The organism is Rothia sp. HMSC065G12 (assembly GCF_001811455.1).
Lineage (GTDB): Bacteria > Actinomycetota > Actinomycetes > Actinomycetales > Micrococcaceae > Rothia > Rothia dentocariosa.
Map to the genome: position 1 here is coordinate 18,467 of NZ_KV804800.1, position 12,673 is coordinate 31,139.

At 56.7% G+C, this 12,673-nt stretch carries 15 protein-coding genes; 12 read left to right on the forward strand and 3 right to left on the reverse strand.

Annotation, left to right across the window (positions count from 1 at the left end):
* Positions 1–110 precede the first annotated feature (110 nt).
* A complete protein-coding gene (locus tag HMPREF2804_RS01670) occupies positions 111–1,247 on the forward strand; it encodes a hypothetical protein (RefSeq protein WP_141750923.1) in 1,137 nt (378 codons plus the stop codon).
* 56 nt (positions 1,248–1,303) lie between these two features.
* On the opposite strand, the gene HMPREF2804_RS01675 is transcribed toward HMPREF2804_RS01670, so the two are convergent.
* The 3 genes from HMPREF2804_RS01675 to HMPREF2804_RS01685 all read right to left on the reverse strand — a co-directional run bounded on the left by HMPREF2804_RS01675 (position 1,304) and on the right by HMPREF2804_RS01685 (position 2,954).
* Positions 1,304–1,642, reverse strand: coding sequence for a type II toxin-antitoxin system HicB family antitoxin (locus HMPREF2804_RS01675; protein ID WP_070627000.1), 339 nt, complete (start codon positions 1,640–1,642; stop codon positions 1,304–1,306).
* A gap of 476 nt (positions 1,643–2,118) precedes the next feature.
* Positions 2,119–2,712, reverse strand: a complete 594-nt coding sequence (locus tag HMPREF2804_RS01680) for a GNAT family N-acetyltransferase (protein ID WP_070627001.1) — start codon at positions 2,710–2,712, stop codon at positions 2,119–2,121.
* 38 nt (positions 2,713–2,750) lie between these two features.
* Entirely contained in the window at positions 2,751–2,954 is a 204-nt protein-coding gene (locus tag HMPREF2804_RS01685; protein ID WP_048778830.1) for a hypothetical protein, read from the reverse strand.
* 262 nt (positions 2,955–3,216) lie between these two features.
* On the opposite strand from HMPREF2804_RS01685, the gene folP reads away from it, so the two are divergent.
* From folP to HMPREF2804_RS01740, 11 genes are all read left to right on the forward strand, one after another.
* Positions 3,217–4,167 carry a dihydropteroate synthase gene (gene folP, locus HMPREF2804_RS01690; RefSeq protein ID WP_070627002.1) on the forward strand — a complete coding sequence of 317 codons (951 nt, stop codon included), beginning with the start codon at positions 3,217–3,219 and terminating at the stop codon, positions 4,165–4,167.
* A 37-nt stretch (positions 4,168–4,204) separates the two neighbouring features.
* Positions 4,205–4,639 carry a dihydroneopterin aldolase gene (gene folB / locus HMPREF2804_RS01695; RefSeq protein ID WP_070627003.1) on the forward strand — a complete coding sequence of 145 codons (435 nt, stop codon included), beginning with the start codon at positions 4,205–4,207 and terminating at the stop codon, positions 4,637–4,639.
* A gap of 37 nt (positions 4,640–4,676) precedes the next feature.
* Positions 4,677–5,279: a 2-amino-4-hydroxy-6-hydroxymethyldihydropteridine diphosphokinase gene (gene folK / locus HMPREF2804_RS01700; protein ID WP_070627012.1), complete on the forward strand. Its 603-nt coding sequence runs from the start codon at positions 4,677–4,679 to the stop codon at positions 5,277–5,279.
* A complete protein-coding gene (locus HMPREF2804_RS01705) occupies positions 5,276–5,809 on the forward strand; it encodes a DUF3180 domain-containing protein (RefSeq protein WP_070627004.1) in 534 nt (177 codons plus the stop codon). The genes folK and HMPREF2804_RS01705 overlap by 4 nt, the downstream gene beginning before the upstream one ends.
* A gap of 9 nt (positions 5,810–5,818) precedes the next feature.
* Entirely contained in the window at positions 5,819–6,394 is a 576-nt protein-coding gene (locus HMPREF2804_RS01710; protein ID WP_246824091.1) for a PH domain-containing protein, read from the forward strand.
* On the forward strand, positions 6,394–8,106 hold the full coding sequence (locus tag HMPREF2804_RS01715; RefSeq protein ID WP_246824092.1) for a PH domain-containing protein: 1,713 nt from the start codon (positions 6,394–6,396) through the stop codon (positions 8,104–8,106). The genes HMPREF2804_RS01710 and HMPREF2804_RS01715 overlap by 1 nt, the downstream gene beginning before the upstream one ends.
* Before the next feature lie 90 nt (positions 8,107–8,196).
* Positions 8,197–9,153 (forward strand): Rossmann-like and DUF2520 domain-containing protein, encoded by a 957-nt coding sequence (locus tag HMPREF2804_RS01720; protein ID WP_070627015.1) that lies wholly within the window; start codon positions 8,197–8,199, stop codon positions 9,151–9,153.
* Positions 9,150–10,097, forward strand: a complete 948-nt coding sequence (panC, locus tag HMPREF2804_RS01725) for a pantoate--beta-alanine ligase (protein WP_070534761.1) — start codon at positions 9,150–9,152, stop codon at positions 10,095–10,097. The genes HMPREF2804_RS01720 and panC overlap by 4 nt, the downstream gene beginning before the upstream one ends.
* A 95-nt stretch (positions 10,098–10,192) precedes the next feature.
* A complete protein-coding gene (gene lysS, locus HMPREF2804_RS01730) occupies positions 10,193–11,725 on the forward strand; it encodes a lysine--tRNA ligase (RefSeq protein WP_238382396.1) in 1,533 nt (510 codons plus the stop codon).
* Between the two features lie 148 nt (positions 11,726–11,873).
* Complete coding sequence (locus HMPREF2804_RS01735; protein WP_004005752.1) at positions 11,874–12,089, forward strand: hypothetical protein; 216 nt, start codon at positions 11,874–11,876, stop codon at positions 12,087–12,089.
* 173 nt (positions 12,090–12,262) lie between these two features.
* Positions 12,263–12,622, forward strand: coding sequence for a histone-like nucleoid-structuring protein Lsr2 (locus HMPREF2804_RS01740; RefSeq protein ID WP_004005751.1), 360 nt, complete (start codon positions 12,263–12,265; stop codon positions 12,620–12,622).
* Positions 12,623–12,673: the final 51 nt, after the last annotated feature.

The following is a 12,673-nucleotide window of genomic DNA, read 5'->3' on the forward strand; positions in this document are numbered from 1 at the left end:
TTTTTGACCCGAGCAGGTAGGAAAATCCTACCTTTTCGGTCAAAAACCACCTGTTCGCATTAAACTCCGGCGCTACTAACCTAGAAATATTTGTTTTTACAAGGATGTATATGAGACCCCCTAGAATCCTGCCCGAATTCCTTGCGTGGGCAGATGAGACTGATGATGCGGGCAGAATTTCCGATCAAAACCATCTAGAGGCCGCACTAGGTTCGCCGTGGTTACCCGGGAGGGGCGGGGACCGGAAGATAGAAGAGTTTTGTGCCGCGATGGGTGTGGGGGAGAGGCCATGCGCAGCAGAGGAAGGTTTTGCGTGGGTGAGGCCTGAACGGCTGATGCGACTTGTGCAGTCGCTAGCCTACGCTATTCCGCAGCATGTGCATGGTCGTTGGGTGAACGCCCGGCTGATGCACTGCCTGTTCAACCCAAGCATCGACAGCTCTTTAGACCTAGCACAGAGTGTCCGCGATTTTCACGAACGGAACAACAAACACTCGGATCGCACCCTCAACTTTTCTGCTTTTTATAACACCAAGACACAGGGTTACGACCTTACGCCGGAGGACGTACTAAATCACGTGATGTGCCCTGAAAATATTCTGTACCGCGAACTCAAAAACATTATTGGACCTGATATAACCGATCAAGAATCTTTTACCCGCACAGAGCGTTATTATCTGCGTAATTATGATTCAGCGCTTCTGGTCAATGACGTTGATGGCCAGTATTATGAGGCCTTTCGTAAGCTGCTCCTTAGACGCTACCGTGCGGGAACTTTGGGCGATTATGTGCATCAGACTGTTAAGAATCTGCGTACCTGCAACGTGGAGTTGTATCCGTTTCGTTCATCGTGGGTGAGTGGGGTTGAAGATTTACAGAATGTCTATTCGGACTTCAGTGCCCAATTGGTGTTATACCGTCTGGCGCGTTATCTGCGCGATGAACAGGAAAGCGAACCCGGATTCTGGCTTGTGATGCGCAGCCGCGGTGCTTGGTATCGGCAAATTCAATCCGTGCTCACGAACCCTGAACCGCGTTATGGGCTGGGGTTTAACTCCCGGGATGCGCGCGAGCTCGCAGACTGGATCTTCACGACCTATGCTTATGAGCATTCTAGTCGTTCGGCGATCATGACTCCGCAGAATCTCAGGAGCCTCACTCCCAAAGCTAACGGGTCCCTTCAGAAAGGCGAGCGCATGAGCGCTAACGAGTATACCCGCCTGAAACGAGGCATCCTGCCTGGGTGAAGCTATGATCTGCCTCGCAAGATGGACATTCCTGCTACAGATGCTGTTTTATGCGTTTATGCGGCTGCTTCTAATGCATGTGAGACATATTGGTTAAGGCTCTGATGTGCAAATGCTGCCTGCTGGCTGAGTTTACGATGTAACTGTGGGGATACCCGCAGGTTAAAGCGTCCCGAGAACTGTCGTAAGCGATAGGGTTCTGGCACCGGTTTTCCTTCTTCCTCCAAGATGTCGATAGCCTGGAGCACTACCTGCTGAATTCCGGATAAAGCCTCCAAAGAGCTATCAGCTAGGCAAGAGAGACTAGGAAACTCTGCAACGGTTCCCACAAATTCTTGGTCTTCTTCAGACCATTCGACGCGGTATGTGTATAGTTCTTCCCGAGGAATAGACATTTTATTCTGCCTCCAATTTCTTACAAAGCAGTTTTGTTTGTTTCTATACGTGTATCTGGAAGTGTAGATAATTGCAGAGGGTGGAGCATGCGCGCGATATAGGGTAAGGTAGTAGCAATACGAGTGAGCACCCAGGTCCGCTAAAACTCTGAGTGCCCACCCTGTGAGGACGTTATACTAGCCAGCGGCTAATAGCGTCGACTAACTTAGCGACCGCCTCGATGAATCGTGAACCTGCGTCAACAAGTCGCACGATCGTCCGGGCGGTTTCGCGTTTGTCCTTCGACATCCGACCCTCACCCCCTTTCCGCTATAAACCCCTCACGCGACTAAACAATAGGAACGTGAGACGCGGGGGTATAGCCGCAGGGGTATTTACAGTGTACAGGGTTCAGTACCACAGATAAGCCGCTCACGGTGAAACGTCGATAGCGGCGGCGAGCGCAACATAGGTAGGGTTCAAGCGAATATGTCTTTTAAAGCTGCACCGCCATTTCGTGCTCAACCAGACACAGCCCAAAGGACTGGTCCACCTTTGTGTCGCCCGTGCGATGCCAGCCTTGCCGTTCGTAGAAGCTGATGGCGCGGGAATTTCCCTCCAAAACCCAGAGATTCGCGTGCTCACATCCCCATGCGGCAAAGGTGCTGAGCGCATGGTTCATGAGGGTGTGCCCAATACCCTGCCCGAGGGCACTCGGGTCTATGTAGAGTGAGTGGAGTCTTCCGACCATCGCCCCGCCCGGAGTAGCCCTTTCGACGCGGTCAGCATTGTTCGGTGCCGCGCAGAAACGGCAGAACCCTAGCACCGCATCGTCGCGTACCGCGAGCATAAATGACCGTTTTTCACCGTCCGAACTTTGCACGGAAGCTGACCTGCTGGGTGGCGAGTTCTGGGGAAACTGGCTGAGGTACCCGCGCATCCGCTCGGTGTCTTTGGCGACGCTGAGCGAATCGAGGTAGTCCTGAGATATTAAACCCTGATATGCAAACCGCCACCCCTGAACACGGATGCGCGCTATTGCCTGCGCATCGTAGGGGGTGGCGGGTCGAATCGTGAGGGCATCCGGCATGGCTTAATCCTAGCGGAACGCCTCTGCACGAGATAAAACTAGTGAGATTCGGCTTTCTTTCCCGTGGGGTCATCCCAGCCGAGGGCTAGGGTTACGACCATACCCAGGGAGAGGAACCCTGCGCAGGTTGCGACACCGAACGCGACCCAGCGCACGGCGGTAAGTCCATTCGCCAGAACAACCGTGATAAACGCCGCAAGAGCGATAAAGCCAAGAATCCAGGCGCCAACTTTCAGATTCATCTGAACCTCCAAAACCGTCAGTCTCTACGATGCGTTACATTCCGCCCGGCACCGTAGCCGTACAGAACTCTATAGTCATATAACCCAGCATACCCCCGCTACGCCCTGCATGAAAAAATGCGCATAAATCATGCAATATTAAATCCGGTTGCGAGAAGGTTGTTGTTCGCCGACAGGTTAGGATTTTCCGACACTGCTCGGGCCAAATACCACCTGCTCGTGGCACGAAGGTGGCAAGGCGTGCATCCGTTAGGATTAAATCATGCACGCAATGATGAGCCCGCAGCCCCCCGCACACCTGCCCTGCGACGCCGCAGCCGCAGAGCATACCCTGGTGATGGGAATCCTGAACGTCACCCCCGATTCTATGAGCGACGGCGGCGAACACTACACCGCGAACGACGCTCTCACCCACGCGCAACGCATGATCGCGCAGGGCGCAGACATTATTGATGTGGGCGGCGAATCCACCCGGCCCGGTGCGGTGCGCATCAGTGTTGAGGAGGAACTTCGGCGCATCCTGCCCGTGATCGAGGGGCTTGCCGAAACCGGTATCACCATCAGCGTAGACACCATGAACGCAGCGACCGCCCGTGCCGCCGTAGCCGCCGGGGCGCACATCATTAACGACGTTTCGGGCATGAGCGTGAGCGATGAGATGATACAGACCGTTGCTGAGCTGGGCGTACCCTATATTCTGATGCACGCGCGCGGCACCTCAACCACGATGGATGCGCTCGCCGCCTACCCGCGCGGCACCGTCACCGAGGTGCTGGACGAGCTCGCCGCCCTGCGTGATCGCCTGGTTTCCGCCGGGGTTCATGCCGAGAACATTATCCTTGACCCCGGGCTGGGATTTGCGAAGGGCGGCATGCAGGATTGGGAACTGCTCGCCGCCCTTGGGCAGCTACACACGCTGGGACATCGGGTACTAATCGCCGGTTCGCGTAAACGTTTTCTGGCGAATGCACTGAACGCTGCGGATGCGGCGCGCACCAAAACCCAGAACCCCGCCGCGGGCGCGAACACCCTGCCCGACCAGGAGCCGCCAGCACGCGCCCCCGAAGACCGTGATGCCGCATCCGCCGCTCTCTCTGCGCTCGTGGCGGCCCAGGGAGTGTGGGGGATTCGCGTGCACAATGTGCCCCCCACGGTGGATGCCGTGACCGTGGCAAATACTTTACGCACTGTTACCCGCACCAAACAGACCTAAAATTATGTACCAGTATTCACATCAGCTAAGGAACACCATGCCGAACCCAGCGCACGCCTATGCCTCCTGCGACCGCATTACCCTAACCGGTGTTGCCGCCGTGGGTTTTCACGGAGCGCTTGATTTTGAGAAACGTGAAGGTCAGCCCTTCGTGGTAGATACGGTTTTATACACCGACTTCACGCAGGCTGCCGCAACCGATGACCTCTCCCAAACCACGAACTATGCGGAAGTTGCCGAGATTATCCGCACGCATATTGTGGGGGAGTCCCTCGATCTGATTGAGACTCTTGCCGTGCGGATCGCCCAGAACATTCTGGACGAATGCGCGTATGTGCATGCGCTTGAGGTGACCGTCAATAAACCGAAGGCCCCGATTGAGGTGACCTTCGGGAACGTGGCAGTGACCGTATTCCGGGAGCGTGAAGGCACGCAGATTCAGGGCGGAAAGGGTGCATGCGCGCGTGGGTAATGTGCCGAACGCGAACCAATCGCACCCCGCGCCCGGCATGGACGCGTTAGCGCATACGGCGGTGCTGGCCCTGGGGTCAAACCTGGGCGAGAGCGAAACCACCCTAGAGCAGGCCGCCGCCGACCTAGTGCATCTTAGCGGGGGTGCAGTGCGGCTAGTGCGTGCCTCCGGGCTGTACGTGACGGAACCGGTAGGCGGCCCCGCCGACCAGCCGGACTATATCAACGCCGTCCTTGAAATGCGCACAAGCCTTGACCCCTACGCGCTGTTAGCGCTGTGCCAGCAGGTGGAGGCGCATCACCACCGGGTGCGGCTTGTGCGATGGGGTCCGCGCACTCTCGATATTGACGTTATTACCTATGACGACCTTATCAGCGACGACCCGGCTCTGACGTTGCCGCATCCGCGTGCGCATGAGCGCGCTTTCGTGCTGGTTCCGTGGGAGCAGGCAAACCCGCAGGCGGTAATACCCTCTCGTGATGCCGCTACGGGCGAACAGACGCGGCATCTCGTTGCTGATTTAGCTCGCAGGGTACGCGCAGCCGATGAACGCGCAGGGGTTAACGCGGTACGATTTATGCGAGACATGAATTTGCCCAAGAACCTATTTGATAGTGGTGCTGAAAGCGAGGGCGTATGAAGCCCATCCGAATATCCGTTATTGCGTGTGCCGTGGCACTGGGGCTTATTGCTGCAACGATCCTGAATAATCTGGTGGTGAACGCTGGCGGCGGTGAGCTCGCGATGTCGCCTGTGGTGGCACTGATTTGCGTGGTAATAGCGGGTATTACGCTCTGGTTTGCGTTTCAGGTGGCGCGTTTTCGCAATGTTGAGACCCGGCGCAAAGCGAAATCCATGAACTCTCTCATGGCTGCGCGTACTTTGGCGTGTGCGCAGGGCGCGATTTTGACCGGGGCGCTGCTGGCGGGCTGGATGCTCGGGCTTATTGTCTACGATGTAGCGCTGGCGAGCGCTCGCGGTATTCCCGGGTTTTTCTGGTCTACTGTGGTGAATCTGGTTGGTGCCGTGCTGCTGCTGGCGGGCGGGCTGTGGGCGCAGTATCTGTGCCGTATTCCGCCGGACGATCCGGATGGTAATTCGTCTTCGGGCGGCTCGAATTCGGGTAAGCTCGCCGCTGACGGATATTCCCGCACGAGCGATCGACGATAGAGGGTATGTATGTCACAACTTTCACATGCTGAGGATGCTTCTTTTACGCACGAGGGTGAGGGCTCGGTGACTGCGACCGAGGGCGAGTGGGTGCGCGCGCATCCTTCGTATACCAAGATTCGGCTGATACAGGTCGTAGGGTTTTTTATCACGCTGGTAGGCGTTTTTGCGGCGTTGACCGTGATGTTTGAGATGATGCGTTCTTCCGATGTTCTGCCCAAAACCACGTGGCTGCCCGCTCTTACTGGGGCGATCGCCGCTGTCCTGGTGGTGTGGGGCATCTGGTGGGCGGCGCTGCTGCCGCGCCGCACCCGAGCGCTGGGCTATAGTCTGCGCCCCAACCATCTGATGGCGCGCCAGGGGTTGCTGTTTCGGCATGTGACGTCCATTCCGTATGGGCGCATCCAGTATGTAGATGTAGATTCCGGTCCCTTGGAGCGTGCTCATCACCTGGTGCGTCTGACGATCCGCACCGCTGGGGTGACCGCTTCTAAGGTGACGCTGTACGGTATTCCCACTGAACGTGGGCAGCAGCTGCGCGAGCTTTTGATACGCCGCGCCGATGAACGCATGGCGGCGCTGTAATGACACAGGAACCCCGAAACTCGAATAACCAGGACGTGCGGTCTGTCGAGTCTTCTAACACCTCTGAACACCATATAACCCCGGGTGAAGCTGCGGAAACCCTCACGTGGTGGCGTACCGATGTGCGCACGTTCATCATGAACATATGGGTTTTCTTTGCTTTTATTATTTATCTCGCGTGGGATTATATTAAGAATTCCTTCAACAATAATGCCGAGAATGATTACTGGAATATTCTGCGGCAGCTGCCCGAATATCTGCTAAACCACGTTGGACATAACCCGGTAATGCTGTATGGCTACGGTGCTGCGGCGGTCCTTATTTTTGGCGGAAGTATTCTTTCGTGGACGTTTACCCGCTACAGCGTGAGCGCGCATTCGGTATACCGCCACAGCGGAATATTTTTCAAGAAACAGCGGCAGATTCGCCTGGAAAGCGTGCAAAGCGTCGATATTTCACGCTCACTTGTCGCCCGTATTTTGGGGCTGTCCGAGCTTCGGCTTGAGGCTGCGGACGGTGCCGAAGAAGCCCTGCATATCAAATACCTCTCGCATGCGAAGGCGCAGGATTTGCAGGAACGCCTGCTGCGCAGGGTGAGTACCCTGCGTGCCGCCAATAGGTCAGGGTTCGCCGATGCTGTGAATGCTCCGGCTGGGAAGGATCACGAGGTAAACCTCGCAGGGGAGCAGCAGGCAGAAGCAGGCTACAAGCCAGAACGGTTACTCCTCAAAGTCCCCAATTTGCGGGTTCTTGCCGCTATCGTGCTCAGTGCATTGTTGTGGGCACTTCCGGTAGCGATTATCTGGGTGAGCGTTACGATCGTGGGGTGGCTGATGAACCCCCAAAAGGAGTTGGGACAGATATCGCAGTTTATTTTTCCGTCCCTGATTCCAATTCTTGGTTTTCTTTGGCAGCTGTGGAGCAGCTTCGATCAGGGAGCAAATTTCACGGTGGAGCGCATCCGCCAGAATACTTCGGATGCGCGCGGTGAAAGCCTGCGCATCACCTATGGCTTCACGGGAACGCATACGCAAACCCTGTTCCCGCAGCGTATTCAAGCCCTCAAGATTGAGCAGCCTCTATTGTGGAAGCCCTTCGGGTGGTACCGGGTGGTGGTCAATATTGCGGGCGTGGCGGTAAATACGGAGGGTTCATCCGACGACTTATTTACCCGCAACACCGCCCTGCCCGTGGGTACCACCCGCGAAATGCAGCGGCTTCTTCACCTGCTGCTGCCGAATGTTTCACCGCACAGCCTCGAAATCGTGCAGGCGGTCATGGAATCATCAAGGTACAACCCCGCCGACAGCCGCGAGTTAGGCGTGGTGACGGCACCGCGCCGAACACGCTGGCTTAACCCGCTCACCTTCCGGCGTGACGGCTTCGCGCGGGTGAATACCGAACATGCGAAAGCTGAAGCCGACCCGCACCATTCGGAACACGCCCCCACCCGGGATCTTCTCTTGCTGCGTGGCGGCTGCCTGCTGCGGTTCCTCTCGGTAGTCCCCGAACGGCAGGTGCTCGCGGTGCAATGGTCGCAGGGGCCGCTCAATCGCATCCTCAAAACCGCGTGCATACATTTGGGCAGCGTTCCGGGGCCGGTCAAACCCGCCGTCCAGAACCTAGAGGCGCACGATGCCGAACGCATTGCCGCCGAGATCATCGCCCGCACTGACGGTACCCGGGCCTATTACACATCGCCTTCGGCATAATTCCCCCGCTGAAATCCGCCATAATTTTCGACGCACCTGGTGAACGCTGAAAAACACGCGGATTTTGCGGTACCTAATATACTTAAGAGTGTGACCACGAATCATCTGAAACCCGCACGCCTCGGCATCGGCGTTATCAGCGCCGGTAAAGTTGGCGCTGTGCTCGGTGCCGCCCTGCGCGCTGCCGGGCATTCCCTGGTGGGCGTGCATGCGGTTTCCGAAGCTTCTCAAGAACGGGCGGATGTGCTCTTACCCGGCGTACCGCTCCTTGAGGTGGAACAGATTGCCGAACGCAGCGAGCTGCTGCTGTTGGCTGTCCCCGACGATGAATTGGCTGGTCTGATCGAGTATTTGGCATCTTCCGGGTCTCTAACCAGTGGGCAGTTGCTTGTGCACACCTCCGGGCGGCACGGCACCGATATTTTCGCTCCCGCAACCACATTGGGCGCTATCGGCTTGGCGATTCACCCCGCCATGACTTTCACCGGTTTATCCCTGGATTTACAACGCCTTACCGGTACGAGCTTTGCCGTGACCGGGCCCGCGCCTTTTATCCCTATAGCCCAGGCGCTCGTTGTTGAAATGGGCGGTGAGCCCGTTCACGTTGCCGAAGCCGATCGTGCGCTTTATCACGCCGCACTGGCGCATGCGTCCAATCATCTCGTCACACTTTTGGGACAGTCTCAGCAAATGCTTGCTAGTATCGGTATTGAAGACCCGGCGCGTTACCTCGGTCCGCTGGTTCGTGCGACCGTCGATAACGCGCTTGCGAGTGGCGAAGGCGCGCTAACCGGTCCCGTGGCACGCGGCGATGCAGGTACCCTGGATGCGCATCTTAATGCGCTGATAGAGTACACCGACCACGAAAAAACACAGGATATCGCTGACTCATATGCCGCCATGGTGCGCGCAACCGCATCTAGGGCGCATAATAGAAACTCGATAAACGACGACCAGAAGGCTCGGATTGAATCTACCCTGCGAACCCACACCACGGGCACGCGTCAATCCGGTGCGATGCCTGACGATAAGGAGTTCTCGTCATGACTGAGACCTCGATGCCCCGCATCGTCACGACTATTACCGAGCTTCGCTCCGCTATTGCGGAGGCGCTTGCTGCCGCCCAGGAACGGCTGGATGAGCGCGCCCGTGCCGAAGCCGCCGAACAGGAAGGCGAGGTGCAGTACCGCAGCGCTACGCTCGGGTATGTGCCTACGATGGGTGCTCTGCATGCAGGGCACGCCACGCTTTTGCGCCGCGCGAGTGAACAGAACGATGTTGTGGTGGCGTCGATCTTTGTTAACCCGCTTCAATTCGGTCCCAACGAAGACTATGACAAATACCCGCGCGCCCTGGAAACGGATGCGCAGGTCGCCGCCGATGCGGGCGTTGATATTATCTTCGCGCCCTCCGTGGATGAAATGTATCCCGAAGGCGAGCCGCTTATTCGCATTTCCAGCGGCGAACTGGGCAATAAATTTGAGGGAATCACCCGCCCCGGCCACTTCGACGGCGTGCTCACCGTCGTGAATAAGCTCTTCAATATTGTGCGCCCCGCCGCGGGCTCGCATGAGGTGAACGCTTACTTCGGGCAGAAGGATGCCCAGCAGGTTTTGCTCGTGCAGCGCATGATTCACGACTTCAACCACGACATTACCCTGCGTCCCGTCGCTATTGTGCGTGACGACGACGGCTTGGCTCTCTCCTCACGGAATGAGTTCCTGAGCGAGCAGGAACGCGAGGCTGCGCTGGTGATTTCCCGAACCCTCGCACTGATGCGCGAAAACTCGCTGAACCGCGGGTTTGAGAGCATCGATCTAGAGAGTGCACGGGACCGTATTAACTCGACCGAAGGCGTGCGCCTGGACTACCTGGAGCTTGTGGATCCGAGCAATTTCCAGCCGCCGACCGCCGATTCCGAGCGGGTGCTCGCACTAGTTGCGGCATATGTGGGTTCCACACGCTTGATCGACAACATGGATTTGCTGTAGCAAACCGTCACATTTGACCTCCTAAAACACGAGATAGGTACCTTTTGAGCAACGAGCAGAGCGCCACACCGGCCATTGCAGATATGTCCGAGCAGATGAAGATTCGCTTGGAGAAGCGCGCTAAGTTCTTGGAGACCGCAGGTGAAGCATACCCCGTTGGGCTTCTGGACGCCGAAGGCAAGCGCATCGAACCGGATCATATCGCCGATATTCGCGCTCAATACGACCCGAAATTAGAGTCCGGCGAGCTCACCGCCGGGGATGAAACCGACCATGTGGTGCATGTGCCGGGCCGTGTTGTATTCGTGCGCAATACCGGTAAACTCTGCTTTGCATCCCTGCAGGCGGGTACGAATGGCGACCGCATTCAGGCGATGCTCTCGCTCAATGAGGTTGGCGAACAGTCGCTTGCCGACTGGAAATCCCTGGTGGATTTGGGCGATCACGTGTATGTAACCGGCCGCGTGGTGGTCTCTCGCCGCGGCGAACTGTCGATTATGGTGCGTGAGTGGAGGATGGCCGCGAAGTCGATTCGCCCCATGCCCGTGCTGCACAAGGATTTGAACGAGGAAACTCGGGTGCGCCGCCGCTACCTGGACCTGATGGTTCGCCCCGAGGCGCGTGACCTGGTGAAAAAACGCGCTCTGATTACCCGTACCGTGCGCCGCGTGCTGGAAGATCACGGCTATATTGAGCTGGAAACACCGGTGCTGCAGCTGGTGCACGGCGGCGCGACGGCTCGCCCGTTCCGCACCCACCTGAATGCCTTCGACCAGCCTATGACGATGCGCATCGCTACCGAGCTGCCGCTCAAGCGTGCCGTGGTGGGCGGTATTGAGCGTGTCTACGAAATCGGTCGCGTATTCCGCAACGAGGGCGTGGATTCGACGCATAGCCCCGAATTTACAACCCTGGAATGCTACGAAGCCTACGCTGATCAGTATGTTATGGCTGAGCGTATGCAGGAGATTATCGTTGCGTGCGCACAGGAGCTCGGGGTTACCGCGATTGAGACTGAGGACGGCACGATCGACCTGGGCGGCGAGTGGGCGTGGCTGAGTGTCTACCCCGGACTGTCTGAGGCCGTGGGCGTTGAGATAACCCCGGACACCCCCGCTGAGACGCTGCGCGAGATCGCTGCCAAGCATGAGGTTGAGGTGGATCCCGCCTGGGATGCTGAGAAGCTTGTGATTGAGCTTTTCGGCGAAATCGTGGAGCCAACACTGCTGAACCCGACCTTTGTATATAACTACCCGCCGAGCGCCCAGCCTTTGGCGCGGCCAAACCGCGATGGTTCCCGCACGATTGAGGCGTGGGATCTGATTATTGGCGGTATGGAGCGCGGTACCGCGTTCTCTGAGCTGATCGATCCTGTGATTCAGCGCGAGCGTTTAACCGAGCAGTCCCATAAGGCCGCTGCGGGCGATGACGAGGCGATGGAACTTGATGAGGACTTCTTACGCGCCCTAGAGCACGGTGCACCGCCGATGGGCGGTCTTGGGCTGGGTGTTGACCGTCTGATTATGCTTTTGGCGGGTGAACAGGACCCTGAACGCCCTGGAACCGTGGTGCGTCAGCCAGGTATTCGTGAAACTATTTTGTTCCCGTTGATGAAACCGGAGTCGTAATTTCGGGCTTGATCGAGGCTTTTCTTTCGTAAAGGTCTGTAAACCGTGTTAAACCGTAGATGCCGTTCGTAACGTGTATGCGTTATCGGGCGGCATTTTGCGCTATCGGGTATGCTGTCATCAGCACGAAAGGTTGTGAGGGATTTTCATGGAGATTTTGATTGCGCTGCTGCCTCCTATTTTTGCCGGGATTGCGTTATATTTCATTTTGCGTTGGATTAACCGGGCGGATCGCGCCGAACGTTCAGCACAGCGTGATGTCGAAAAAGACGCTCAACAGTGGTATGAGAAGGTAAAGGGTTCACAAGGAACGGTAAATCCTTTTGGTACTGATAAAACGGGTAATAAAACGGAGCGTCAATAAATATAACCGTTAAATGACAACACTATTCTGTGTCATTCCTTAGAATTCTCTATGTTGGTAGTCATTAGTCATTTATTTCTGTTATTATGAAGGAGATAAATTAGAGAGTGTGACAACGTGCAGTGTAAAAACTCATAGTTGGAGCAATAAACCAAACTAAGGAGAAAACCCCTATGGCACAGAAGGTGCGCATTATTCTTGAGGACGACCTCGATGGTGGTCCCGCAGAAGAGACTGTACGATTCGGCCTCGACGGAGCTCATTACGAGATTGACCTATCCAGTGCTAATGCCGCTCGTCTTCGTGACGCAATTCGTCCGTTCGCATCTAAGGGTCGTCGCGTTCAGGTAGGCGCCTCCCAGCGCGGTTCCCGCGGTGGTCGTGGCTCTTCCGCTCCGGTGAAGCGTAACCCTGAAACCGCTGCAATTCGTAAGTGGGCACGCGAAAACGGTCACGAAGTTTCTGACCGCGGTCGCATCCACCAGGAAATTCAGGATGCTTACTACGCAGCTATGAAGGCAGAAGGTAAGTAAATAGTATTGATACCATCGCTAATTCTGTGATGGTATTTCATCTGCCGACGG

Coding starts and splice junctions, on each gene's coding strand:
- HMPREF2804_RS01675 (WP_070627000.1), bottom strand. CDS start 1,642: ATGTCTATTCCTCGGGAAGAACTATACACATACCGCGTCGAATGGTCT.
- HMPREF2804_RS01705 (WP_070627004.1), top strand. CDS start 5,276: ATGAAGCCCATCCGAATATCCGTTATTGCGTGTGCCGTGGCACTGGGG.
- folB (WP_070627003.1), top strand. CDS start 4,205: ATGCCGAACCCAGCGCACGCCTATGCCTCCTGCGACCGCATTACCCTA.
- folP (WP_070627002.1), top strand. CDS start 3,217: ATGCACGCAATGATGAGCCCGCAGCCCCCCGCACACCTGCCCTGCGAC.
- lysS (WP_238382396.1), top strand. CDS start 10,193: ATGAAGATTCGCTTGGAGAAGCGCGCTAAGTTCTTGGAGACCGCAGGT.
- HMPREF2804_RS01685 (WP_048778830.1), bottom strand. CDS start 2,954: ATGAATCTGAAAGTTGGCGCCTGGATTCTTGGCTTTATCGCTCTTGCG.
- HMPREF2804_RS01680 (WP_070627001.1), bottom strand. CDS start 2,712: ATGCCGGATGCCCTCACGATTCGACCCGCCACCCCCTACGATGCGCAG.
- panC (WP_070534761.1), top strand. CDS start 9,150: ATGACTGAGACCTCGATGCCCCGCATCGTCACGACTATTACCGAGCTT.
- HMPREF2804_RS01715 (WP_246824092.1), top strand. CDS start 6,394: ATGACACAGGAACCCCGAAACTCGAATAACCAGGACGTGCGGTCTGTC.
- HMPREF2804_RS01670 (WP_141750923.1), top strand. CDS start 111: ATGAGACCCCCTAGAATCCTGCCCGAATTCCTTGCGTGGGCAGATGAG.
- folK (WP_070627012.1), top strand. CDS start 4,677: ATGGACGCGTTAGCGCATACGGCGGTGCTGGCCCTGGGGTCAAACCTG.
- HMPREF2804_RS01710 (WP_246824091.1), top strand. CDS start 5,819: ATGTCACAACTTTCACATGCTGAGGATGCTTCTTTTACGCACGAGGGT.
- HMPREF2804_RS01735 (WP_004005752.1), top strand. CDS start 11,874: ATGGAGATTTTGATTGCGCTGCTGCCTCCTATTTTTGCCGGGATTGCG.
- HMPREF2804_RS01740 (WP_004005751.1), top strand. CDS start 12,263: ATGGCACAGAAGGTGCGCATTATTCTTGAGGACGACCTCGATGGTGGT.